The 25,396-nt window shown below is 38.0% G+C and carries 25 protein-coding genes; 21 read left to right on the top strand and 4 right to left on the bottom strand.

Features of this window, described 5'->3' with window-relative positions; translation table 11 throughout:
- The first annotated feature begins 606 nt into the window (after positions 1–606).
- From LZQ00_RS08510 to LZQ00_RS08420, 19 genes are all read left to right on the top strand, one after another.
- A complete protein-coding gene (locus LZQ00_RS08510; RefSeq protein ID WP_234514800.1) occupies positions 607–1,374 on the top strand; it encodes a ParA family protein in 768 nt (255 codons plus the stop codon).
- A gap of 10 nt (positions 1,375–1,384) precedes the next feature.
- Entirely contained in the window at positions 1,385–1,786 is a 402-nt protein-coding gene (locus tag LZQ00_RS08505; protein WP_234514589.1) for a DUF3408 domain-containing protein, read from the top strand.
- 19 nt (positions 1,787–1,805) lie between these two features.
- Complete coding sequence (locus LZQ00_RS08500; RefSeq protein WP_234514588.1) at positions 1,806–2,102, top strand: DUF3408 domain-containing protein; 297 nt, start codon at positions 1,806–1,808, stop codon at positions 2,100–2,102.
- A gap of 9 nt (positions 2,103–2,111) precedes the next feature.
- Positions 2,112–2,720, top strand: a complete 609-nt coding sequence (locus LZQ00_RS08495) for a conjugal transfer protein TraD (RefSeq protein WP_234514587.1) — start codon at positions 2,112–2,114, stop codon at positions 2,718–2,720.
- Between the two features lie 130 nt (positions 2,721–2,850).
- A complete protein-coding gene (locus tag LZQ00_RS08490) occupies positions 2,851–3,645 on the top strand; it encodes a hypothetical protein (protein ID WP_234514586.1) in 795 nt (264 codons plus the stop codon).
- Between the two features lie 229 nt (positions 3,646–3,874).
- The gene (locus tag LZQ00_RS08485) at positions 3,875–4,150 is read left to right on the top strand and encodes a DUF4134 domain-containing protein (RefSeq protein ID WP_234514799.1); all 276 of its coding nucleotides are present in this window, start codon (positions 3,875–3,877) and stop codon (positions 4,148–4,150) included.
- Between the two features lie 10 nt (positions 4,151–4,160).
- Positions 4,161–4,493: a DUF4133 domain-containing protein gene (locus tag LZQ00_RS08480; protein ID WP_234514584.1), complete on the top strand. Its 333-nt coding sequence runs from the start codon at positions 4,161–4,163 to the stop codon at positions 4,491–4,493.
- Complete coding sequence (locus LZQ00_RS08475) at positions 4,490–5,122, top strand: hypothetical protein (RefSeq protein WP_234514582.1); 633 nt, start codon at positions 4,490–4,492, stop codon at positions 5,120–5,122. The genes LZQ00_RS08480 and LZQ00_RS08475 overlap by 4 nt, the downstream gene beginning before the upstream one ends.
- 17 nt (positions 5,123–5,139) lie before the next feature.
- Positions 5,140–7,653: a TraG family conjugative transposon ATPase gene (locus LZQ00_RS08470; RefSeq protein WP_234514581.1), complete on the top strand. Its 2,514-nt coding sequence runs from the start codon at positions 5,140–5,142 to the stop codon at positions 7,651–7,653.
- Positions 7,654–7,685: 32 nt separating this feature from the next.
- Positions 7,686–8,318 (top strand): DUF4141 domain-containing protein, encoded by a 633-nt coding sequence (locus tag LZQ00_RS08465; RefSeq protein ID WP_234514579.1) that lies wholly within the window; start codon positions 7,686–7,688, stop codon positions 8,316–8,318.
- 14 nt (positions 8,319–8,332) lie between these two features.
- Positions 8,333–9,346 carry a conjugative transposon protein TraJ gene (traJ, locus tag LZQ00_RS08460; RefSeq protein ID WP_234514578.1) on the top strand — a complete coding sequence of 338 codons (1,014 nt, stop codon included), beginning with the start codon at positions 8,333–8,335 and terminating at the stop codon, positions 9,344–9,346.
- 10 nt (positions 9,347–9,356) lie between these two features.
- On the top strand, positions 9,357–9,980 hold the full coding sequence (gene traK, locus LZQ00_RS08455; RefSeq protein WP_234514576.1) for a conjugative transposon protein TraK: 624 nt from the start codon (positions 9,357–9,359) through the stop codon (positions 9,978–9,980).
- Between the two features lie 98 nt (positions 9,981–10,078).
- Positions 10,079–10,363 (top strand): nitrogen regulatory IIA protein, encoded by a 285-nt coding sequence (locus LZQ00_RS08450; protein ID WP_234514574.1) that lies wholly within the window; start codon positions 10,079–10,081, stop codon positions 10,361–10,363.
- Positions 10,344–11,669, top strand: coding sequence for a conjugative transposon protein TraM (gene traM, locus LZQ00_RS08445; RefSeq protein WP_234514572.1), 1,326 nt, complete (start codon positions 10,344–10,346; stop codon positions 11,667–11,669). Before LZQ00_RS08450 ends, traM begins: the two co-directional genes overlap by 20 nt.
- A 22-nt stretch (positions 11,670–11,691) precedes the next feature.
- Positions 11,692–12,576 (top strand): conjugative transposon protein TraN, encoded by an 885-nt coding sequence (gene traN, locus LZQ00_RS08440; RefSeq protein ID WP_234514570.1) that lies wholly within the window; start codon positions 11,692–11,694, stop codon positions 12,574–12,576.
- A 74-nt stretch (positions 12,577–12,650) separates the two neighbouring features.
- Complete coding sequence (locus LZQ00_RS08435; RefSeq protein WP_234514569.1) at positions 12,651–13,145, top strand: conjugal transfer protein TraO; 495 nt, start codon at positions 12,651–12,653, stop codon at positions 13,143–13,145.
- Positions 13,146–13,159: 14 nt separating this feature from the next.
- The gene (locus LZQ00_RS08430; protein ID WP_234514568.1) at positions 13,160–13,627 is read left to right on the top strand and encodes a DUF3872 domain-containing protein; all 468 of its coding nucleotides are present in this window, start codon (positions 13,160–13,162) and stop codon (positions 13,625–13,627) included.
- Positions 13,628–13,931: 304 nt separating this feature from the next.
- Positions 13,932–14,699 (top strand): DUF2314 domain-containing protein, encoded by a 768-nt coding sequence (locus LZQ00_RS08425; RefSeq protein WP_234514566.1) that lies wholly within the window; start codon positions 13,932–13,934, stop codon positions 14,697–14,699.
- Between the two features lie 23 nt (positions 14,700–14,722).
- Complete coding sequence (locus LZQ00_RS08420; protein WP_234514564.1) at positions 14,723–15,046, top strand: hypothetical protein; 324 nt, start codon at positions 14,723–14,725, stop codon at positions 15,044–15,046.
- Positions 15,047–15,106: 60 nt separating this feature from the next.
- On the opposite strand, the gene LZQ00_RS08415 is transcribed toward LZQ00_RS08420, so the two are convergent.
- The gene (locus LZQ00_RS08415; protein ID WP_234514562.1) at positions 15,107–15,877 is read right to left on the bottom strand and encodes an XRE family transcriptional regulator; all 771 of its coding nucleotides are present in this window, start codon (positions 15,875–15,877) and stop codon (positions 15,107–15,109) included.
- Positions 15,878–15,952: 75 nt separating this feature from the next.
- Here LZQ00_RS08415 and dinB point away from each other — a divergent pair, with 75 nt between their 5' ends.
- Both dinB and LZQ00_RS08405 read left to right on the top strand, forming a co-directional pair.
- On the top strand, positions 15,953–17,101 hold the full coding sequence (gene dinB / locus LZQ00_RS08410) for a DNA polymerase IV (protein ID WP_234514561.1): 1,149 nt from the start codon (positions 15,953–15,955) through the stop codon (positions 17,099–17,101).
- An 11-nt stretch (positions 17,102–17,112) separates the two neighbouring features.
- A complete protein-coding gene (locus tag LZQ00_RS08405) occupies positions 17,113–20,166 on the top strand; it encodes a DNA polymerase III subunit alpha (protein ID WP_234514560.1) in 3,054 nt (1,017 codons plus the stop codon).
- Here the strand turns inward: LZQ00_RS08405 and LZQ00_RS08400 are convergent.
- The 3 genes from LZQ00_RS08400 to LZQ00_RS08390 all read right to left on the bottom strand — a co-directional run bounded on the left by LZQ00_RS08400 (position 20,158) and on the right by LZQ00_RS08390 (position 25,395).
- The gene (locus LZQ00_RS08400) at positions 20,158–20,424 is read right to left on the bottom strand and encodes a molybdenum ABC transporter permease (protein WP_234514559.1); all 267 of its coding nucleotides are present in this window, start codon (positions 20,422–20,424) and stop codon (positions 20,158–20,160) included. The genes LZQ00_RS08405 and LZQ00_RS08400 overlap by 9 nt on opposite strands.
- A gap of 302 nt (positions 20,425–20,726) precedes the next feature.
- The gene (locus LZQ00_RS08395) at positions 20,727–21,797 is read right to left on the bottom strand and encodes a hypothetical protein (protein WP_234514558.1); all 1,071 of its coding nucleotides are present in this window, start codon (positions 21,795–21,797) and stop codon (positions 20,727–20,729) included.
- The gene (locus LZQ00_RS08390) at positions 21,787–25,395 is read right to left on the bottom strand and encodes a DUF6443 domain-containing protein (RefSeq protein WP_234514557.1); all 3,609 of its coding nucleotides are present in this window, start codon (positions 25,393–25,395) and stop codon (positions 21,787–21,789) included. Before LZQ00_RS08390 ends, LZQ00_RS08395 begins: the two co-directional genes overlap by 11 nt.
- Between the last annotated feature and the right edge of the window lies 1 nt (position 25,396).

Genomic DNA, 25,396 nt, shown 5'->3' with positions numbered 1-25,396 from the left:
ATGTTCCTAATTCGGCCATTTATAACCGAAAAGAATACAAATAGTAAGAAGAAAATAAAATAGTGCATCCGACTTCGGAGGATGCACCTGGCCCTCGGCAGGAGCAAGTAGTTTTGGGGCACAAAACGAGTTTTGAGGCACTCTAAACACAACTTGCTCCGTTCACGGGAACGGAAATAAAAGAACGCTAAAAATAGATATTAGTTTAAAAGGTATTTGGCAAATGCCGGACAAAATAGGCTAGCATTTCCATGTTAGCCATAACCTCCCATATTCCTTGTTTTCTTTATATCAAAGCATTACGATTGGTAAACCTGTAAGCTTGCAATTTGTGGAAACTATCAATTCGTAAGCAATAAAAACATTGGGTTTTAAAAATATAAAAGCATAAAAGTGTAAAAGCGGTAAAACTGCAAACAGGTTATATAGGTAAAAGTCTGTACATGAAATTAAATTATTGACAGAATAACTTGTTGCTTTCATAGTTGTGTACACTCCTTCACAGTGATGAATATGAATAACTGTACATCTAGCAAACAGGTAGAATAGTTGTAGGTAAATATACTTGCACACTTAAAAAGTAAAACAATAAAGAATATGGAAACAATGGAAACAAGAAAGCAAACTTTAAAGGTCAGTATCTACACCCAAAAAGGCGGAGTAGGAAAATCAACAATTACCACATTGCTTGCAAGTGTCCTTCATTACCGTTTAGGGTACAACATTCTGGTTATGGATTGTGATTTTCCGCAGCATAGTTTGACCAATATGAGGGATCGCGATAAGAAGAATATCATGGAGAGCGATTTTCATAAAAAAGCAGCGATGAAACAATATCAGAGCATCAATAAAAAAGCATACCCGATTGTTAAGTGCAAAGCGGAGGATGCTTTACACAAAGCTTTGGAGCATGTGAACCAGTTAGCGGTTGAGCCGGATATTATTTTCTTTGACCTTCCTGGAACAGCGAATACAAAAGGGGTATTAAGTGCCCTCAAGTCAATGGATTTTATTTTTTCTCCTATAACTGCTGACCGTTTGGTTGTGGAAAGTACACTTGCGTTCAGTAAAGCATTTCTGCAGCATCCTTCTTCGGTCGATGAAAACCAGAATCAGGCTTTATGGCTATTCTGGAATCAGGTCGATGGCCGAGAAAAAACAGGTCTTTATCAGGCATATGGTGAGGTCATCCGTGAACTGGACTTGTCCATCATGAAAGCCAGTATTATGGATAGTAAACGATTTCGAAAAGAAACGGACGATACCCTCAATTATGTGTTTCGCTCAAGCCTTTTGCCAGCTGAACCGCAGTTATTGAAGGCGACGCGATTAGACAATTTTATATCAGAGTTTTTGAGAATTATTCATTTGTAATATCAGGAAAATGACAAGAGATAAAGGACGTAAAGATTTTGAAAAACCCATCGTTGATGAGGATTACCTGATGAACGTGATGAGCGGAGAAGAACCTCTGGTGGATGATTCTTCAAAAAAGCAGCTTCAGGAGAAAGAAGTTAAACCACGGGAAAAGTTTCGGGCAGGTACATCAAAAAAAATGGATTATGAAGAAACATTTCTGGTCAACCGTTTTCCGGCAGGGCGTAACGGAAAAGTCGTTTATATCAGGTCTGAATATCATGAACGGTTACTGCGCATTGTGCAATTGACAAGGGAGGAAAAAATTACGCTGTATTCCTATATTGACAATATCCTTGAACAGCATTTTAATGAGTATGGCGATGATATTACGCAATATTTCAATGACCGGTTTAAACCAATTTTATAACCATATAAAGTTAATTATCATGAAAAAGCAAATGAAAAGAGTTCAGGTGACCATCCAGCTCAGTGAGCATATACAGTCAGGCCAAACCAGTTATGAAAGCTTGTTCCTGAGGACAAAAATAATGGATAAATGTGGGTGTAAAATTATCTATCTGCGCCCGGAATATCATCAGCGGCTATCGCGGATTGCCCAAGTTATAGGAGAAGACAAAATACCGCTGTATGCCTACTTTGATAATATCCTTTCGCACCACTTTGATCTTTTTGAAAATATGCTTATAGCAGAATTTGAAGCTAAATGTAAACCTCTTTTTTAATTAGATGTCATGGATAGTTTATTACAGATAGTCATTGTGATCTGCTTATTAGTAGTCATTTTTCTCCTATCGATTGACAAGGTTAAAATTGTAAAAAGCAATGAGAGCGAGCCTGAAAATTTGGTTCAAATAAAGAACCCAGATATTATGGGGAGAGCTAATGTGGATAGCGTACGGCAACGATCATTTGAAGATAAAATCGCTGACAAGAGTACTATAATGGAACCAATTCCCAAGATTGTGGAACCAAAAACTGATGTAAAGAATATTATAACTTCAAATATGTTTGAAGATAATACTATTGATGGGGAGTGGGACGATGAAGAGTTTCCAGCTTATGATAACAGATTCAGTCAGGGTGTTTCCCTTGAAGAGCTGACGAGCGTTGGTAAACTCCTCCAGCAAAATACTCTGGAGTCTGAGCAGCAAAATTTAGTTATTGATGTAGTTCAAAAAGTACAGGGGACGGAATTATTCAGTGTATTGGAAGATTCAATAGAAGGAGCTTCCAAAAGAATAGCAATCCTTCTTGATAAAACTTTAGAACGTAAAAGTGTTGGGGCTTCTATGGTACAAAAAAATGATGTTGATGATTTCGATATCAACAATTTTGTGTAAGGTATGAACTTTTTCTTTGCAGAAAATATTGGCATTTACATTCTTATTTAGGACATTTTAGGTCACGTAATATTCTTGCCTTACTGCAATTTTTACCTTCATTTCCCGGAAGGATAAAAATTAAAATTTTATGAAAAAAGAAAGAGACCTGCCAATATACAAGTGTGGCAATTTTGAGTGGATTGTTGATGTGAATAAAAATGAATTACGGGAAAAAGGGAATGAGAAGAATAGACATTCAATTTTTGAGATGAAAGATTTAACGGACGCTTACTATTTTGAGTGCTATCATGAGGAAATGAAAAAAAATGTACCTGTTTCCGTTCCACAACTAACCAGGTTAGATCCTGAGGGAATGTGCAAGAAATATAAAGTCACAGATGTTAGTGGTAAGAATGATTTTGATGTGATGGTTGATCAGGAGGCTTTTCACCGAAGGATAAAATTAGGACAGCTGCCAACGATCTCAATTTGTGGGCATACATTTTACGCAGACGCACGAAATGATTTTTTAAGGCCAAAAGACGATTTTTCCACTATGGGAATCAGCTTTTCGGAATTACGTGACCATTATGTACCGATGAAAAAATGTTACATGTTTCCCTATAATCCTAAAACCCATCGGCTGCAGGATCTTGATTATGACAATATACGGGAATATCCAAAAGACCTTGTTTTTGTTAAAGTTCCGTTTGTACGGGTGCTTGACCCGGTAGGATGGAACCGCAAAAATGGCTTTCGTGAGACAGATTTTCTAAAAGAGCTCGGTTTGAAACTTCGTTTTGTAGGACGCATAATCCCGAGGCAAAAAGTAGGAATCGATGAACTGATTGCCCGAAATCAGCTCGATCGTCCCGTGAAAGCAAAAATTGAGTTGCCTCAAAGTGACAACTTTAAGAAAAAGGGTAAGGGGCCAAAAATGTGATTGGATCCCCAGTATAGAGAAACGCCAAATTCAAAATGAGTTTGGTGTTTTTTTTTGGCTGTGTATATCCAATTAGGACAATGACGGCAAATATAGTCCCCTTGATACAACTCTTCCCGATCTCCTTTGATTCCTGCAACACCTTTGTTTCCAAGCCCGCAAGAGCGGGGATTTTAAACAAAAATTATTGGAAAGCATGAAAAATCAAAGACAAAAAATTCTGTTAGGCATGGCAATCCTGTTTCTGTCCTCTGAACTTGTACTTGCTCAGGGAAATGGAGCGGCCGGAATTCAGGAGGCTACACAGATGGTGACTTCGTATTTCGAGCCTGCCACGAAACTGATATACGCAATTGGAGCCGTCGTCGGTTTGATCGGAGGCGTAAAAGTGTATAATAAGTTCTCATCGGGAGACCCGGATACATCAAAGACGGCAGCAAGCTGGTTCGGAGCCTGTATTTTCCTGATTGTAGCAGCAACCATTCTCCGCTCATTCTTCTTATAAAATTCTTGCTATGAAGTACAATATCAATAAAGGAATAGGAAGAACAGTCGAGTTCAAAGGATTGAAGGCACAATACCTTTTCATTTTTTCAGGAGGGCTTCTTGCCGTGCTGATCTTAGTCATGATCTTCTATATGATTGGCATCAACACGGTTGTATGCCTGGTCATTGGCGCGTCTTCAGCTTCGCTTATCATCTGGAAAACCTTCACGCTGAATGGCAGGTATGGAGAACATGGTCTTATGAAAATTGCGGCCAGAAAGCGTCATCCCCGATATATAATCTGCCGGAAACCTGTGAGAACCTGTCTTAGATTAACCTCACCTGATAAGAATTCAAGATGAATACGGATGTAAATGAAGAAAGAATACTGCCGACCATTGAGATAGCAGGAGCTTATTTCTATGTCGATTCCCTCCATGATATTCTTATCGATACCGCAGATAAAAACAACACGATCCATGTCCTTGAAATGATGGTATTGGAGGACCATTACGAGATGCTGTTTGATAAGGTCAATCGTAATCTCAAAGAATACAACTGGCTGGAAAGGGATGATAACCGCTACGAGTACATATGGCTCCATCCATTGGAGATTTATGATCCTGAAGGTGCAAAGATAGCATTAGAGCGTTCAAATGTGAATTTAGAAAGATTTCCTGTTATCGACATTGCAGGTATACCATTTCTATGGAATCAGCAGCGATCATGTCTGATGTTGTGTGAAAATCCTTTCAACCGCATACATAAATGCAGCTATACCACTTCTGATAATGGCACATGGGGAATCTATATAGATACAGATAAGAAAGTTCTCCCTTTTCCATATGAGCTGGAAGCTCTCAAGTCCAAAAATGGTAACCTGCCTGCGCATATCAAATTTGTGGATATCAGTCAGATAAACAATCAGATCAATGCAATGAAAAATAAGCAGGCCATTCCTTTAAAACGAAAGAAACCAAGATTAAGCTAATCCGAAAACTTAAAAAAATGAGAAATATATCAAAGACAACAACTCTGGAAAATAAGTTCCCTTTGCTAGCTGTGGAAGGCAATTGCATCATTTCAAAAGAAGCGGATATCACAGCATGTTTTAAAGTAAAATTGCCTGACCTGTTTACTGTTTCATCACCGGAATATGAAGCCATCCATTCTTCTTGGCACAAGGCTATTAAGACATTGCCGGATTACACGATTATTCACAAACAGGACTGGTTTATGAAAGAAAATTATGCGGCAGATTTAGGACAGGAGGATCAAAGTTTTTTGTCCAGATCCTACCAGCAGCATTTTAATGAAAGGGCATTTTTGAACCATTACTGTTATTTATTTCTGACCAAAACGACAAAAGACCGTATGCGGATGCAAAGTAATTTTTCATCGCTGTGCAAAGGAATGCTTGTGCCCAAAGAAATGAGAGATAAAGAAACGATCTCTCTTTTTATGGAGGCCGTTGCACAATTTGAAAGAATCGTAAACGACAGTGGGTATGTAAAAATGGAACGCTTAAGTGAAGAGGATATTGTTGGAGGGGATGATACACAGGGATTGCTGGCGCAGTATTTCACCTTGTCAAGGAATATAAAGACACCCATGCAGGATATCGCTTTGGGAGCAGAAGAAATCAGAATCGGCAATAATAGAATTTGTTTGCATACACTTTCAGATACCGATGACCTTCCAGGAACAGTATCTGCAAACAGCCGTTATGAGAAGCTTTCAACGGATCGTAGTGATTGCCTTTTGTCTTTTGCTGCACCTGTTGGTCTTCTTTTAAGCTGTAACCATATCTACAATCAGTATCTGTTTTTGGATAATAGTGATGAAAATTTGCGCAAGTTCGAGAAATCAGCCCGTAATATGCATTCCCTGGCAAGGTACAGCCGATCCAACCAAATTAATAAAGAATGGATTGAAAGGTACATGAATGAAGCACATTCTTTTGGTCTGTCGTCCATACGTGCACATTTTAATGTATTGGCATGGTCTGATGATCGGAATGAACTCAAGCAGATAAAAAATGATACGGGGAGCGCGCTGGCTTTAATGGAATGTTCACCCAGACACAATACGGTAGATGTCGCAACCCTGTACTGGGCGGGAATCCCCGGTAATGCGGGTGATTTTCCTGCAGAAGAAAGTTTCTATACATTCATCGAGCCTGCGCTATGTTTCTTTACCCAAGAAACCAATTATCAGAATTCCCCTTCACCATTCGGGATCAAAATGGCTGACAGGCTTACAGGAAAGCCTATTCATTTGGATATTTCCGACTTACCCATGAACCTGGGGATTATCACCAACCGGAACAAGTTTATACTCGGGCCATCAGGCTCAGGTAAATCGTTCTTTACCAATCATATGGTGAGACAGTACTATGAACAGGGAACCCATGTTCTGCTCGTGGACACGGGAAACAGTTATCAGGGACTGTGCCAGCTGATCAATGCAAAGACAAAGGGTGAAGACGGTGTCTACTTTACGTATACTGAGGAAAATCCAATTGCGTTCAATCCGTTTTTTACTGATGACAGAATTTTCGATATCGAAAAGAGAGAAAGTATCAAGACGCTGATCTTAACCCTGTGGAAGCGAGATGATGAACCTCCCAAACGCAGTGAGGAAGTAGCATTATCCAATGCAGTGAGCGGATACATTGAACAGATTAAAAACTCACCTGAGCAACCATCTTTTAATGGTTTCTATGAATATGTTAAAGGTGATTACAAAAAAATACTTCAGCAGAAGGAAGTCCGCGAAAAAGACTTTGACCTGGCTAATTTTTTAAATGTGCTGGAACCTTACTATAAAGGCGGAGAGTACGACTACTTGCTGAACTCAGAAAAAGAACTCGATCTGCTTAACAAAAAGTTTATTGTCTTTGAAATTGATGCCATAAAAGACCATAAAATTCTTTTTCCTGTTGTAACCATTATCATCATGGAAACCTTTATTAATAAGATGCGAAGACTGAAGGGTATTCGTAAGATGATATTGATCGAAGAGGCATGGAAGGCTATTGCCAAGGAGGGAATGGCAGAATATATTAAGTATCTGTTTAAGACCGTAAGAAAATTTTTTGGAGAAGCCGTAGTGGTGACACAAGAAGTGGACGACATTATTCATTCACCGATTGTGAGAGAAAGTATTATCAATAATTCAGACTGCAAGATTCTGCTTGACCAAAGAAAGTATGCGAATAAGTTCGACGACATCCAAAATATGCTCGGTTTGACCGAACGTGAAAAATCTCAGATTCTTTCGATAAACCAGGATAATGATCCAAGTCGGAAGTACAAAGAGGTCTGGATCGGTCTTGGCGGAACGCACTCGGCTGTGTATGCTACTGAGGTAAGCGGGCAGGAATATCTGGCCTATACGACCGAAGAATCTGAAAAAATGGAAGTCATGAATCTCGCACATGAAATGGGGGGTGATGTTGAAGCTGCCATAAAGAAAATCTCGCTCCGTAAAATCAAAGGTTCTGGAGAACGAGAAAATTAAACTATTTAATAACAATCCTAAAAATTTAGAACATGAAAAATTTCATTATTACTGTGGTAATGGTGCTAACATTAGCCCTATCACAAAAAGCAAATGCACAATGGGTAGTTACCGACCCTACCAATCTGGCTTCGGGGATTTTGAATTCTGCCAACGAAATTGTGCAAACCTCGAACACGGTTTCCAATGTGGTGAAAAATTTTAACGAAGTAAAAAAAGTGTACGAACAGGGTAAGGAGTATTACGACAAATTAAAAGCTGTAAACAATCTGGTTAAAGATGCCAGAAAGGTGCAACAAACCGTCCTTCTAGTTGGTGATGTTAGCGATATGTATGTCAACAACTTCGGGAAAATGCTTAATGATAAAAACTTTTCCGCAGATGAGCTTATGGCGATTGGAAATGGTTATTCCGCTCTTATGAACGAGAGTACAGAACTGCTGAAAGAATTGAAGCAGATCGTCACTTCAAGCAGCTTATCCCTTAATGATAAAGAAAGGATGGAAATTATTGACCGGGTATACAAGAATGTAAAAGAATACCACAGCCTGGTTAGATATTTCACCAGTAAAAATATATCGGTCAGTATTCTTCGGGCGAAAAAGCAGAATAATACGAAAAGGGTAATGGAACTATATGGAACAGCAGGTGAGAAATACTGGTAATAAATCTTAGAATCATGGAATTTAATAATCTACACGAGCTGTTAAGAGGGCTCTACGATGAGATGCTGCCAATGTCCGCAACAATGGCCAGCGTTGCCAAAGGAGTAGCAGGACTTGGGGCTCTATTTTATGTCGCCTTAAAAGTGTGGCAGGCACTTAGCAGAGCGGAGCCAATTGATGTTTTCCCATTATTGCGACCTTTTGCAATAGGTATCTGTATCATGTTTTTTCCAACTATTGTATTGGGAACGCTTAATGGAGTTATGAGTCCGATAGTACAAGGTACGCATGGAATGCTGGATACTCAGGTACTGGATCTCAACAAACTCCAGCAACAAAAGGATCTGCTTGAAAAAGAAGCTACGCTAAGAAACCCTGAAACGGCTTATATGGTCAATAATGAAGAATTTGATAAGAAATTGGAGGAGCTTGGCTGGTCACCCAATGATCTGGTTACAATGGCAGGCATGTATATGGATCGGACAGCCTACAATATGGAGCAGGCAACAAAGAAGTGGTTACGGGAGCTACTTGAGATCCTGTTTCAGGCTGCTGCTCTTGTGATCGATACGATCAGGACATTTTTCCTCATTGTGCTATCCATATTAGGGCCAATCGCATTTGCAATTAGTGTGTGGGACGGGTTTCAAAGTACATTGACACAATGGCTGACCAGATATATCAGTGTTTATCTCTGGCTTCCTGTTGCTGATATGTTCAGTGCCATGCTTGCCAAGATCCAATCATTGATCTTGGAACAGGACATAGAAATGTTAAACGATCCGACCTTCATTCCTGATACAAGCAACACTGTTTATGTGATTTTTATGATCATAGGCATTGTGGGTTATTTCACGATACCTACGGTGACCAGTTGGATCATTCAGGCAGGAGGAGCTGGTAACTTTACCAGAAATGTGAGCCAGGCAGCGATGCGAAGTGGAAATGTAGCAGGAGCGGGAGCAGGTGCTATCGCAGGAAGTATTTCGGGAGAACTGTTGCAAAAAAAGGGATCTGAACAAAAATAAAAATAGAGTTATGGAATTTAAGACACTTCGAAATATTGAAAATAGTTTTAAGCTGATCAGGTTATATACTATTGTTTTTGCGCTGCTCTGCATTTTAGTGACAGGATTAGCAATCTGGAAATCGTACGCTTTTGCAACAGAACAACGGGAAAAAATCTATGTACTTGACCAGGGTAAATCACTGATGCTGGCCTTGTCGCAGGATGCGTCTATCAATAGACCGGTTGAAGCACGGGAACATGTGAGAAGATTTCATGAGCTGTTCTTCACATTAGCCCCTGATAAAGCAGCTATTGAAAGCAATATGAAAAGAGCATTTGATCTTGCTGACAAAAGTGCATTCGATTATTATCGGGATCTATCAGAGAAAGGATATTATAACAGGATTATTTCGGGAAATGTGCAGCAGCGCATTGAGGTTGATAGTGTGGTCTGTGATTTCAATTCCTATCCTTATTCGGTCACAACCTACGCGAAACAGTTTATTATCAGATCCAGCAATTTGACCAGAAGAAGTTTGGTGACCTCCTGTAACCTGCTGAATAGTGTAAGATCTGATAGTAATCCACAGGGATTTCAGATTTTGAAATTCGGGGTAATTTCCAATAAGGATGAAGAAGTTATTGAACGTTAGTTTTTAGAAAATTGAATGAAAACCTCGGTAAAGCAACTGTGATAATCCTATATGGAAAAGGCTGATAAAGAGATTTTCGTTTTTAACAAAGAAATACTATGAAAAATTTTAGAGCAGCTATAAATGGTGAGTTAGATAAACTTGACCTCAAGTGGCGGGCTTTGCCGCTGAAGACCCAGTGTAAGTATGTCATTGTGTTTTTTATGCTATATCTCCTATTGGGTATCGGCGTACTAGCAAAAGTTTGGTATGATCTGGGTAAGGAGGATCAGATTTCAATTAATCATATTGAATCCACAGCGAGAGTTAATGGAGAATCTTTAAGCAAAGATTCAGTTTTGATCAACAATAAAAACCTTAGAAATGGAAGAGAAAGAGAATAAACGAGTGAACATCATCGTAGATGACGGAACTCCCGAAAATAACACATCTGGTATTGTATCAAAAAAGGAAAGGTTTACCAAACCCTTGATTTTTGTTCTCATGGGTATCGTATTTATTGGATGCCTTTATTTGATCTTCAAACCTGAAGGTACTGATGATGAGAAAAAGGATATTGGACTAAAGAATGCGGTTCCAGAAGCAACCGATAAGGGGCTGCAGGCTGACAAGCAAAAAGCATATGAAAAACAGCTTGCGGAAGAAGGTGAAGCGGCGAAAAGAAATTCACTGAATTCATTGTCGGATTACTGGAACAGTAGCGATAGTGGAGCAGCAGGTGAAGTTCCCGCTTCGGGCATAACCTCTGATGGCATGACTGGTAGTCCCGGAAATACGGGATATCAAAACAGCCCTTTGGCAAGCTATCGGAATGCACAGAACACACTCAGTTCTTTTTATCAAGATGATGATCGGGAAAAGCTGGAATTACGCAGGCAGGTTGATCAATTAAAGGAACGGCTTTCAGAAAAAGATGTACCTGCGACACCTACTTTAAATGATCAATTAACCCTTATGGAGAAGTCATATGCGATGGCATCAAAATATCTTCCAATGGGAGCACAAACGGGATCTGTACCTGTAGATTCAACGGGCAATACAAATCAGACAGCACTTACCCAAAATGATAGGTTGGAAGGTGTTAAAGGAGTGAGGAAAAATATAGTCACAGCGCTGTACCGAGAACCGGATGACCAAAGTTTTCTTACCAGTATGGAAGAAGAACGAAACCGTTCTTTTATCACTTCTGGAGTAACCCGGCAGGTAGACATTGTAAAAAACAGCATTCGAGCAACAGTTATGGAAACCCAGATCATTAGCGGTGAAGGATCTGTCAAACTTCGTTTGCAGGAAAATGCGGTGCTTGCCAGTCATACTGTACCAAAGGGGACTATTTTGGTAGCAGGAACTAAGTTTCAGGGTAACAGGTTACAGTTAAAGATTTCCTCGGTTGAGGTTGATGGCAATATCCTGCCTGTTGAGATCATCGTGTATGATCTGAATGGGCAGCCTGGACTGTCAGTACCAGGATCAGATGAAATCAATGCTGCAGGCGAAATAGCAGGGAACATGAGTCAGAGTTCATCAGGAATGAACATTTCGATGTCAAGTTCGGCGGGACAACAAGTTGTCGGGGATCTTGCGCGGAGTGCCATTCAGGGAGTGTCCGGCTATTTTTCAAAAAAAATAAGGATGACCAAAGTGACATTAAAAGCAGGTCACCAGGTATTATTACTGGCAAAAAAATAATCGTTAAATCAAAAATTGAATTATGAACTTTATTAAAAATACACTGGCGATAGCCCTATTTTTTGGCTTGTTTTTCAAAAGTTTTGGACAGCAGTCTCTGGAAGCAGGCAAGGTAGAACCCTATCAATTAGAAGTTACTTATAACAAGACCACTCATTTAATCTTTCCTGCCTCGATACGATATGCCGATCTGGGATCAGATTATCTTATTGCAGGAAAGGCCGAAGATGCACAGAACGTATTGCGTGTTAAGGCGGGTGTTAAAGGTTTTGCAGAAGAGACTAATTTCAGCGTAATCACGGAAGATGGAAAATTTTACAATTTCAATGTAACCTACAGTCCAGCTCCCATGACATTAAACTATGACCTCTTAAAAATGCAGCAGGATAATGAAAGGGAAGAGGGAAAGACTGTGCAATTTGAGGAATTGGGGTTCAATCCGCCATCGTTAACCGAAGGATTACTGAAAGCCATCTACCAGAAAAATAAAAGGAATATCAGACATATTGCTTCCAAATCTTATGGGATACAGTTTCTTTTAAAAGGGATATATGTGCATAACGGTAAATTTTACTTTCATACAGAGGTTAAGAATACATCGAACGTTCCGTTTATAACGGACTTTTGCACATTCAAAATAGTTGACAAACAAGTTGCAAAGAGAACCGTTTCGCAGGAAAAGCAGCTTATCCCATTGCGGGAGTACCCAATGATGGAGATCATATCGGACGATTCGTCAGCTTCTAACGTTGTACTCGTGGATCAATTTACCATTACTGATGACCAGATTTTAAAAATAGCATTATATGAAAAAAATGGTGCGAGAAACCAGGTTCTGGAAATAAATAATTCTGATTTGGTTGATGCGAAACCTGTGTCCGAAATGAAAATAAAAATTAATCAATAAAGCAAAAACTTATGAAAAAATACATCATTGTTTTAGTGCTTTGCCTCATCAGTATTACTGGATATTCGCAGCGCATGATTTATAAACAAAAGGCGATTGAAGTAAACACAGGCATTTTGTCGGCCAAAGAAGCCAATAGAAATTTCTATGTCAATGTAACTTTGAACAGATTCGCAAGACAAGGAAATTACTGGATCTGGGGAGCAGAGTATCAGCGAAAGACAACAGCATATAGGGAATGGCAGATTCCGTTGGAAAGCTATCTAGGAGAAGTTGGTTACAGTGTACAGTTACTTTCGGATGCAAAAAAGTTTATTACACTTAATGTTGGATTGACCGGTGTTGGAGGCTATGAAATTGTCAATAAAGGCGACAGTCTTTTGCTTGACGGTGCAAAGTTGCTGGATGAAAATAATTTCATTTATGGAACAGGGGGAAGATTGTCCTTAGAGACCTATCTGTCCGATAGAGTGGTACTTATGCTGCAGGGACGAATCAGGGTGCTTTGGGGTACTGATCTGGAGCAATTTAGGCCGTCTACAGGAATAGGTTTTCGTTTTAACTTCTGAAATCAAAAAACGTTATGAAAAAAATAATGAATAAATGGCAAATGTCACTGGGTACATTTCTTCTTGGATTGATGATGATGGCAGGAACCGTAATTTTATCCGGTTGCGATAAGGAAAGTTTGGACATTCAGGAGAACTTTTCTTTTGAGCTCAACGTCATGCCTGTACCAAAAAGTATTACGTTTGGAGAAACTGTTGAGATTAGAATTTCAATAATTTCTAATGGAGATTATGCAGGAAACAAATATTATCTGCGCTACTTTCAGAATGAGGGCCAGGGATCATTGAGCTATTTTGGTCATAAACCCTATTTCCCAAATGATCTTTATGCATTGCCTGAAAAAGAATTTAGGCTTTATTATACTTCTGGATCAACCGTATCGCAAAATTTTGATATTTGGATAGTGGATAGCTTTGGTAATGAAAAGCAGATTTCTTTCCAATTTAACAATCAGAATCAAGGCTCTGTAAGGATAAATTAGTGAAGGATAAAAATATGCTTGGACAGTCTATTAGACTGTCCTTTTTTGTTACAATTAAAATAGAAAAGGAGTGTAATTGAGTAACAAAGTATAAGTTGTAATTCATTATTCCGTGAAAATACCTATGTTTTAATATTTTAAAATAGAATAAATTGCGCAGGAAATTTCAACTTAGAAAAAACACATCTCAACCTATGAAAAAAATTATATCCAGTTTCTACTTAAAAGTAGATCCGGCTATTACAGAGCAGAGAATGCCTTTTAATCCTAGAGGGAAAACACAACGGGTAAAAAAAAATCTGCCATGAACAATCAAATCATAATTGAAGTAAATCAAGACTATATATATGCTGTTTACAAAGCCAAAAACACAATATGGTATTTTAATGAATTGATAAAAAATGGTTTTTCGGGATATAATTCAATTAAATATAGTAATAATAATCAGGTATTTGTCTGGCTGGAGAATGTTAGGATTGAAGGCGAATACTATGTAGGAGTTCTGGCGGAAAATGGTGATCCCGAACGTGTTCCATTAGCTGATGCTATAGATTGGTTGGTTATTGAAGATGCAAGATTGATTGGAGGTTACACAATTAGATATTACAGAAGAACACTTGATGAAGATGAAAGAATAAATTTCGATGGATATTATGGAGTTAGAATTGATGAGGGGAATGATTTTTTCAGACCGGATCGATCAAGTGCTGAAGGAGCAATCATCACTATTGAAAATTTTTACAATAATAAAGACCTTAACGGTATACTTTCATGTAAAGATTTCAGGAAAGAAGCTGAAAATATATTGATTGAGAATAACATAGAGATCAATGAAGAAACACGTAGCAAGATAGAGGCAGTTCTGAAAATATCTTTTGTCGAAGATTTAGAATTAAATGGGTTTCCAAATTTTGATGAAATAGACCGGGTATTTACTTTGAAAGATCAAAAGAAAGATCAGCACTTGATTGAGGAAAAAGTTATTTATCGGGACGGTTCAATAACGATAAATAATTTATGGGTAGGATTTTTAAAAGATGATGGCTGGAAAGTATTGAACCGTGTTGATTAGAGTTAATTATAAAATGTAAATAAATGATAAAACTAGAAGAAATTATTAACGCAGTAAGAGGAAAAACAATAAATGATTTATTAGGTGATGATTTAGCTACTAAACATTTGAAGGAGATTCTAATCTATGCTCAATATTCTATTAATGCCGATACTGATTATAAGTTTTTTTATTCAAAAAAAGGTTTTGGAGAAATAATAGTAGAGAACAATATCCCCTACGAACGTCTCTGTTCTTTAGAGGCACTAACTAAATTAATAAATTTTTACCTTGCCGCATATGATAAAAAAACCGATGATGTGTTGGTGATTGATATCATTGATCACTTGGATACTGAGAGCAATTAATAGTCTTTATTACTAATATAGGTTGAATGCATAATAAAAAGAAATCAAATAACGACTAATCTATTTTTGAATTACTTTCCCTTTAATTTCTTTTACTTCTTGCATTAACTTGAAGAGCATTGATTTTACATCCTCATCTGTTAAATCAACCACTTCTAATTCCTGACTTGAGAAGCTGCCTGCATATTGCCAGGCTTCATACAAATCGACAAATGGAATATTGTAGTTTTCATAAAAAGTATTATCTGATTTTACGGTAATAGATGTTTCATTGATGCTTTCAATTCGTTTAAATATAAATCCGGTACGGGTGATCAATAAATAAGTCTTATTGATTTTAAGCTCCTGTAAACTTTCTATATATCTTCCGATAATGTATGTTCCATCTTTATAAGGCGGCATAGAATCACCTTCGACTGGAAAAGCTCTGTACTTTCCATTGTGCAAAAATGGAAGAGACATAGTCTGTAAATTTTCAATGTATTCTGGGTCGGAATAACCGGCTAAATAACCCATTGAAGCTTTATAAGGAATAACTTCGATTTTGTTTTCGCCTTTAGTGTCAGTTTTAATCGGTAGTAATATTCGATTATCGGGTAATTTGAGTATTTCGTCTAGCCTATATTTTCTCAGATCGACAGATATCAGCAGATCAACACTAATCCTATAAAAGCGCGACAACTTAAGCAAAATCTCAATAGGAGGATCATTTGCTCCATCTTCATACTTGGCGTAGCGCCCTCTTGTAATCAGGAGAGTGTCTGCCACAGATTGCTGTGATGCCTTTATTTCATTCCTCAGAAAGCGCAGATTTTCAGCGAGTAATAACATTGCTATGATTTATAGCAACAAATGTAGGATATTTTGCTAAAAAACATAGCAAATTTGTGAAATAAATTCTACATCATGCAGCGTGCTATAGTACATATGGATCTGGATACATTTTTTGTATCCTGTGAAAGGTTGGTCAACTCACAGTTGAATGGCATTCCACTCATTATTGGAGGCGGTGACAGGGGAGTAGTTTCCTCTTGCTCCTATGAAGCAAGGACATTTGGAGTACGCTCTGCAATGCCCATGAAAATGGCACTTCGTCTCTGTCCGCAGGCTAAAGTAGTGAAAGGCGATATGGAACTGTATTCAAAATTGTCACATACAGTAACTGAAATTATCGAAGAAAGAGCACCTGTTATGGAGAAAGCTTCGATAGATGAATTCTACCTGGATCTTACAGGAATGGATCGGTTTTTTGGGGCTTATAAATGGACTAATGAACTAGGTGCAAGAATTGAAAAGGAGACGGGCTTACCGATCAGTTACGCACTTTCCATCAATAAAACCGTCAGTAAAATTGGAACAGGAGAATCCAAGCCACATGGCCATCGTGAGATACCTTCGGTAGGCGTTCATTCCTTTTTAAATCCATTGTCAATTAAGAAAATGCCAATGGTTGGCAATGCTACTTTTCAGTTATTTTCCAGAGTTGGCATCAGAACGATTGGGACATTGTCGGAAATGCCTGTTGAGGTCTTGCGGCAGATGATCGGAAAAAATGGTACTGATCTATGGAAAAAAGCAAATGGAATTGATGAGAGTCAAGTAGTACCTTACTCAGAAAGAAAGTCAATTTCGAAGGAGCGAACATTCAGCAGTGATACAATGGATATCCATGAGGTAAAAAGTTTAATTTCTGGCATGGCTGAGCAACTGGCGCACCAGCTCCGTCAGGAAAAGTGGTTAACTTCTACTGTGGTGATCAAGATCAGGTATTCAAATTTTGACACAGAAACTAAGCAATGTCGTGTTACCTACACATCTGCAGATCATACACTGGCAAAAGTAGCTTTGGAACTTTTTGATAAAATATATTCTCGGCGGATGCGCTTGCGATTGATAGGGTTGAGGTTTACCGACCTGGTGCATGGAAACTATCAGATGAATTTGTTTGAAGACACCTCCGAATTGATCTGTCTATACCAAGCGATGGATGATATCAAAAATAGATTTGGAAAAGATGCTGTTGGTCGGGCAGTGGGGTTTAATTTTTCACGTTAAAGACTCATAATATGTTTATAAACTGCCACTCATTTCACAGTTTACGGTATGGAACTTTATCTGTTGACGATCTGGTCTTTCAAGCTTCTAGCTTGGGAATAAAAGAACTTGTCCTTACTGATATTAATACCATCACAGGAATTTATGAATTTAAGAAAAAATGTGAGGAGAAGGGTATAAAACCTATTGCTGGGGTTGAAGTTCGCAAGGGAAGTGAGCTGCTCTACGTTGTTATCGCCAAAGAATTTGCAGGATTGGCAGAAGTTAACAGAATGCTGACTTTATTTAATTGTGATGGAATAGATTTACCATCACAGCCAAAATTGTCAAATAATTTTATCATATATCCCTTAAGTAATTACCCTAAGAATCTTGATAAAAATGAATATATAGGGATCTGCGAGGAGGAAGTGAATTTGTTGATCCGTCCGGAATTTAGCAAGCTTGTTCCGAAAATGGTAATCTTACAACCGATAACATTCTGTACAAAAAAAGAATACAATCTACACCGGATTTTAAGGTCTATTGATAAGAATGTGCTGCTTTCAAAGCTCTCTGAAAACGAAGTCTGTAAAAAATCAGAATATTTTAAACAGAATATTTTAGATAATTTTCAATACTACCCTCAAATTATTCAGAATACAAAGGCGATTCTTTCACAATGTAGCTTTGAATTTGAGTTTTCTACTCCTAGAAATAAGAAGCATTATATGGAGACTAAGGCCGATGATCTTAAATTATTAACGCGATTAGCCTACGCAGGATTAGAAAGAAGATATGGCAGAAGTAATGATCAAGCTGCAAAACGAGTAGACAAGGAGCTAAAAGTTATTGATGAACTTAATTTTAGCGGATATTTCCTGATTACTTGGGATATCATCAGATATAGTAATAGTATGGGTTTTATGCATGTAGGAAGGGGGAGTGGCGCAAATAGTATTGTTGCCTATTGTCTTGGTATCACTGATATTTGTCCTATAGAATTGGACTTATACTTCGAACGCTTTCTCAATCTCAATCGAAAAAGCCCGCCTGACTTTGATATCGATTGGAGCTGGCAAGATCGGGACACTATCTTGGAATATATCTTTAATCGGTATGGTAAGGAATATGTTGCATTTTGCGGAACAAACGTAGAGTTTAAGTATCGGTCTATTATTAGAGAGGTTGGAAAAGCATTTGGACTCCCCAAAGAGGAATTGGATGAACTGAGTAAAAATCCAGAGAAGGTTTTTAAAGATAAAGTAGTGCAACAAGTTCAAAAATATGGAATGCTTTTACAAAAATTTCCGAACCAACGTTCCATGCACTCCTGTGGTATTATTATTTCCGAAGAGCCGCTTGTTAATTTTACAGCGCTTGAAATGCCTCCCAAAGGCTTTGCTATTGTACAATGGGATATGCATGTAGCAGAGGATCTGGGATTTGAAAAATTCGATATCCTATCACAACGAGGGTTAGGAACGATAAACGACACTGTAAGACTTCTCGAAGAAAAGCGAGGAATAAAAGTAAATATAGAAGATACAATACTATCTAAAGATGAAGAAAAGTGCAATGAATTTTTAAGCCAGGGGAGGACAATAGGCTGTTTCTATATTGAAAGTCCGGCGATGAGAGGTTTATTACGACGGCTCAAATGTGATAATTATAAAGTTCTGGTGGCCGCATCATCAATCATCCGGCCAGGTGTTGCCCAATCTGGTATGATGAAGGAATATATTTTTCGACATAACAACCCCGACAAATTTGAATATTTCCATCCTGTTTTTGAACAGCAACTAGGGGAGACATATGGCATCATGGTATATCAGGAGGATGTGATCAAAATAGCGCTACATTACGGAGGGGTATCGGCAGCAGATGGAGATATATTAAGAAGAGCAATGAGCGGAAAAGGTAGGTCACTTTCGGCCCTTAAAAATGTAAAGGATGATTTTTTCGCATCTTGCAAACAGCAAGGACACCCAGAAGAACTAAGCGTAGAAATATATCGCCAGATCGAATCTTTTGCGGGGTATTCTTTTTGTAAGGCCCACTCTGCATCTTACGCGGTGGAGAGTTACCAAAGTTTATATCTGAAAGTCTACTATCCTTTAGAATTCATGGTATCCGTGATCAACAATATGGGAGGATTTTATCGCACAGAGGTATATGTACATGAAGCAAGAATGTCTGGTGGTAAAATCTTAAATCCATGCATGAATAGGAGTGAGCAACAAGCAACGATTTATGGGGATGAAATCTATTTGGGTTTCATGCATCTTGAAAAAGTAGAATCAAAGCTTGGAGCGCTAATTCCAGAAGAAAGAAAGAGGAATGGTGAATACAAGTCGTTAGAAGATTTTATCAAGAGGATTCCAGTAGGTATTGAAACTTTGCAGATTTTGATATTCATTGGGGCGTTCCGGTTCACAGGTATACCAAAGAATGAACTACTGTTAAAAGCTAGATTACTGCTTGGTGATTTTAAACCAGAGCGTAGATTTGAAACTCTTTTTGACGAGCCTTTAAAGGACTTTAAGTTTCCCGAATTGAAACGAAATATTTTTGAAGATGCTTTTGATGAGATTGAAATTCTGAGTTTCCCGGTCTCTTGTTCTGTCTTTGATCTGTTGCAGACAAAATACAGAGGAACGGTAATGGCAAATGAACTCATTCAACATCATAAAAAACAAGTCAGGATGCTTGCGTATTTAATTTCACGTAAGCATGTACCAACAAAAAAAGGAACCATGTATTTTGGAACCTGGATTGATGATAACGGAGATTACTTCGATACTGCTCACTTTCCCGATAGCCTTCAAAAATATCCTTTTCAGGGTGGGGGATGTTACCTTCTATTGGGAACAGTGGAAGTAGATTTCCATTTTCCAACGATTACAATAACTAAAATGGCAAAGATGCCTTTCATACCTGATCCGAGATATTCACACGATGAGGAAAAGCGCTACGAAGCGCAAGAACGGATGAAGGAAGATGTAAGCATGACTTTCAGAGCACCTTATCCGCAGGAACATGAAATCAATCTTCCGAGAAATAGCTACAACGGAAACTCAAATTGATTCTTCTGTTTTAAGGTTTTTATCCAGTTCTTTTTTCTGTCTTGAATAAGTCCATAATAAAAGAATACCAAGTATAATGAGGATATAGGCCAACCATTTTCCAATTCGTTCTAAGAAACGAACGAACAATGATTTTTCATAACTGGAAAATCCTTCAATTCCAGCAACATTGCGGCGGTTAAATTTTCGTTTGCTAATCCAGAAAAGTAAAAATATACCTGGTAGCAGAACTATTATAGCAATTACTAAAGTTTCCATGACCTGTACTTTTAAGTAATAAATATAAAAAAAATCTCATTATCGGGAAATGAAAATTTGTATATATTGCTATATGACAGTCTGTTTACTTGCAGAAAGGCGTTAGCTCAACTATTGATTGATATAATAAAAAGGCCACAGTAAATGTGACCTTTTCTCAATTTATTCAATCTTATCTAAATATGGATTTAAACGTCTGTAAATTTTTCGAGATTCAATGTAAAGCCAGGTATGATTTCATTCAGCTTTTTTATCTTCAAGGTAGGATTGACTATAAGCAGTTCGAAATTTGAAATGTTGCTTTACCATTCTCTCCATTCTTCCGTAATATCTTCATCGGATGAATTGTAGCCCATTTCATGCCCTGCTAAAATCATTATTTCAGCTATCTGCTCTCTTTCATTAGTTTCTATAAGCGAGAAATCACACTTTTCATTGAGGTCATTCAATTTAAGCACTGTTGATTTGACAATCTCCATAGCCTCATCTTTTGAGTCTGTACTAAAGATTCTTGTCACGTAGTTAGTCAACAAAGACATACATTCGTCAATGTCATTTTGATTATATGATGGATCTGCATCCCTCATATAATCTTCCATGTTCTTTTTCAAATCAAGAATTAAATTATTAATGTCTTGGTTTCCTGTTGATTTTATATCCATAGATTGGGTTGTTATTTTTGTCTCTTTTCTGGGAGGCCAAACTGATGTTACAGATAAAGGTAAGTTGCTAATATCTAATTTTTTGCAATTTTCTATCATTACATTCTGAAGTTTATGATCCTTGTACAAGAGAACTTGTTCTAACTTTGTACAGTAATGGATATCTAATTTTTCAAGATGTTTATGGTTTCTAAGATCTAACTCTGTCAAGCTTCCTTTATTAACTGTCAATTCTATAAGGTTAGGAAGCATTTCATGTAATAAAGAAGTTTGAGTACTATCCCACAACACGGCTTTCTTCACGGTACTAAGCTGATTTAGGACTTTTCCCTTGTACGTCTTGATTTCCAAAAAAGTAACTTCTTTAAGGTTCTTAAAGTTCTCCATTTTTAGATTAACTTTGGATTTATCTCCTATGAGAAGATGTTGGACATCGATTACAACATCCGATAAATCTATATTTGACTCATGAAATGCGACAGCCTTTAAATTAATCTTTGAAAATATACTTTTTATACTTTGGAAATAATCGTTCTCTACCCTTTTAAATCCGATTGTGTCAAAAGAATAATTGCTTAGATCCGAGATAGATAACTTTATATACTCTATTTTAGGATCTATACCTGTATCCATTCGTCTTTGTTCTTCGGCAAAATCACTTGTAATTGAGATTGTGTGATGAGCCGGAATATAATAAATGTTAGTATCCATCCTGTGATTGATAATTTTTTCCTGGTGATTGTATCATATTATAATTTATTGGGTTTTTATACCCTTCGTCATATAAGTTTATTACTTTATCAGTTTGCATCCTTCTATATTCTGACTTAAAAGCTTCGCGTGCTGTAGGAGATGGTGTCCAGTCAAAAGATTTTACGGTCGTCTGATACCTTGTCATTTGTAATATCGCTGATGTAAACATTCTTTCAAGTGGTCCTTTACCATGATATTTGTGATTGTTCCCAAATATAATGGTATAAGAACCATCGCCTTGATTTTTTTCTCTTACTTTGTATTCAGCCTTTACTTCAGTAATCGTTAACGGAGTTGATCCTGTATACCTCCAGGCATAATCTGCATGGTTGGGGATATGTGCTGAGCCAAACACGTTATTCATCGCATACCATAAAAAGCCCACTGCACCTCCTCGGGATGCTGCTCCACCTTCTGCTAAAGTGGCTGTTAATCCACCTCCAGGACAGCAATCTTCAGCTCCGTACTGTTTAAAGTCAAACTGAGAAAAGCTAAACTGAGCTCCAGCATCACTTTTTGATAATATATCTTGTAACATATCATAAGCGTCTTGCCCATAGTATGTTTTGTTTCCTGGAGTGCTGGAACCATCGGAACCATCACCACCACCACCTGTAAAGCCTTGCGAAAGAAGACTTGAACCGGCAAACGCAGTTTGACTTGCAAAATCCGCACCCGCAAACCAAGCCGATCCACTAATGGTTGTTAAGGGGTCAAATTCCCAACGCATCACTCCCCCTGCATTATAAATCATAGGCTTTCTTCCATCCGGATCTATAAAGCTTATAGGATTATTGTAGGCATAATTATATGGAGAATGTCTTCTCATCTCCTCAGCGAGGGGATCTAATACACCCCATCGTCCCAAATCAGGCATATACAATCTTGCCCCAAAATCGTACATCCCTGTTTCCTGAAGCTCTTTACCATTAAATTTATAGCTATGCCAGGTACCAAAAGCTGAACTGTTGAGTCCATTTCCTCCAGTATGGTTCAATCCAAACGGATAATAATTATTGGTATCTAAAATTTCTGGAGCGCCTGCGCTGTTTCTCGCGAAACTTACCCTTGGATTGCCGAGGTGGTCTTTGTATTGGTAAATATAACGGTTTTCCGTGAAACTGTAAAAGCCTTCTGCCGTAGGTATGAAATCAAGTTTCCACTCGGGTAGACTAGGTACCACAGGGATAATTTTTCGATAAGCCTGTTCTTCATACGCATTTTCCGTTCTACAGGTAATACAACTTCCTCCCTTATCTAGGTAAGTGTACTGAAAGCCATCTAAATAATCTGTCATCTGGGTTGTAGGGAGCCCCATCGGAGCCTGAAGAACATACGTTTTGTGAAGTTTTACACCATCTGCACGATAGAGGACACTAATATTTGTCGTTGATATTTTACCAATTGGGTTCGTGTTCTGGATTTCTAATTGATCAGGTAAATTCAAATAATTGTAAATAATGTTTTGAATACCCTTATCTTTCATGTTTGTCATATTTCCGTTCAGGTCATAGTCTATCATGTTATTTCCACCCTCATACCCTGAATCATTCAGTGAATTTTCTATCACCTTATCCAGGCGATTTCCGGTATACTGATAGACAAGATCATCTACTAATGTGGAAGTTGCGCCCAGGACAGGGAATGCATTTCTTTTGAGAGTGGTAATATTCCCATTCAGGTCATATGTTACATTTTCATTATAGTTGTTGTTATATGGTGTTGTAGTATTGGGCTCTGTGTATATAGCATCCTTTAATCTATTCAATGGGTCATATACATAAGAATATCTTTTAAGGATTCCATCAGAAGCAGAATTCCAGTCTATTTCTGAAATATAACCATTGCTTTTCCCCGACGTTAGATTTACATACACCGGGTTCTGGTATTTAAGCGAATAAGCAAAAAGATTAGCGCCCAGAATAGATGGGTCATTGATCTTTGTCAGCGCTCCGCGAACATTGTAGGTGTAATCGATACTTTGTAGATTGCTTCCTACTTTTTTATTTGAAAGCCTCGAAAGTTCATTATAAGTGTTTTCACTCAGTAATTCTTCTGGTTGACTGTCAACCTGATGATAGTGTTTTTTTAATCTGCCTTGGGGATCGTACTCGAATTTTTCTGAAATAATTTTTTCACTATCCGAAGACAATCTTTTATGATAGATTTTACTTCGTTGTACCAATCCTGTAAAATCAACATCAGATTCTGTTTTGGTATAACCTCCCAAATGGTTGATCGCATATGTTCCTACAAGTTTTCCTTTTGTATTATACCAATTATAGTTTTTTGTCCAATTATCATCTTCGATGTTTTTAACTAGACTCATCACGGGAACGCCTTTTGTATTTATATCCGAAGTCACATTGTCAGTAAGGATTTGACTTCCATACACTGTAGCAGGGGCAGACGGATTGAAGCTGTAGGAAGGATATGTATCATAATAATTAACGCTTAGGATTGTGTCCAGATTAAAGAAGTATACATTAGAGTAGTATATCTGTATCCCGTTCTTCATAAATCCTGTCAGATCTCTTTTTTCTGAAACTACAGCTTCTGTAATTTGGCTTTGCATCATTACACGTTCACCACCAGAAATGAGCCCGGTATAAGCTAATCGACCAAATGGATCATATTTTGTGATCATCCATTTACCTTGTGCTTTGAGATTTGAATCCTGAGATAAGATCACTCGGTCTGCTTTGTCATATGCCATGTATTCCCAGCCTTTGCCAGGAATCTTTTTCTCCACCAATCGGCTCCAACTATCATATCGGTATTGATAGCATAGCTTCTCCAGTACATCTGGAGTCACCGTGACACTAGCCGTTAAAGGAGGCAGAACATATACTAGCTGACTATATTCGTTATATACATAATAGGTATCAGTATTATCCGCAGTGCCTACGCCTTTTTTTACCAGAATAATCTGGCCCTGTTTATTTTTAAACTCAACAGATATATTTCCATCTTCATCCGTTACGGTGTTTTTGACCAATGTATTGGCTGCATAGTTACCCGAAAGTGAAAGAGCAGACTCTGTCCGTCCTTCGATCCAGGTCGTGGACACAGTATATTTTTTAACCTCATTAGCTGTATTAGCATTATATCTCATCGTAACAGGATGAGTCAGCCATTCTTGTCCGGGAGGAATCTGGTTCAGTGCTCTGTTTAAAGGGGAGTTTTCCAGTATGGTATGCGAAAACGGACGACTATCGCCATATACTGTCAGTGCATTACTTTTTACCGAACTACTGTCCTGTACAGCGCCGCTCGTTGTAGTCATAGGGACGGGAAACCAGGTATCAACTGATCTTCCATAGCTGTCGTATGGAATATGCTGTACCACATCTTTTCCTGTCGGAGAAGCCTTAATACCTATGGACTGGTATGGACGCCCGTAGCTATCAAAATACTGTACATTTTCCGAAGATTTGGTACAATCGTCATTGAGACAGTTTTTGCTATATATATAATTTTCTGTATTCGTAAGGTTGGTCTGTGCGGTAATAAAAACTGCAGACAGTACGCCGAATATGCTTAAATATTTTTTCATC

It is taken from the genome of Sphingobacterium sp. SRCM116780 (assembly GCF_021442025.1).
GTDB lineage: Bacteria > Bacteroidota > Bacteroidia > Sphingobacteriales > Sphingobacteriaceae > Sphingobacterium.
This window is presented reverse-complemented; position numbering and strand designations above follow the sequence as displayed.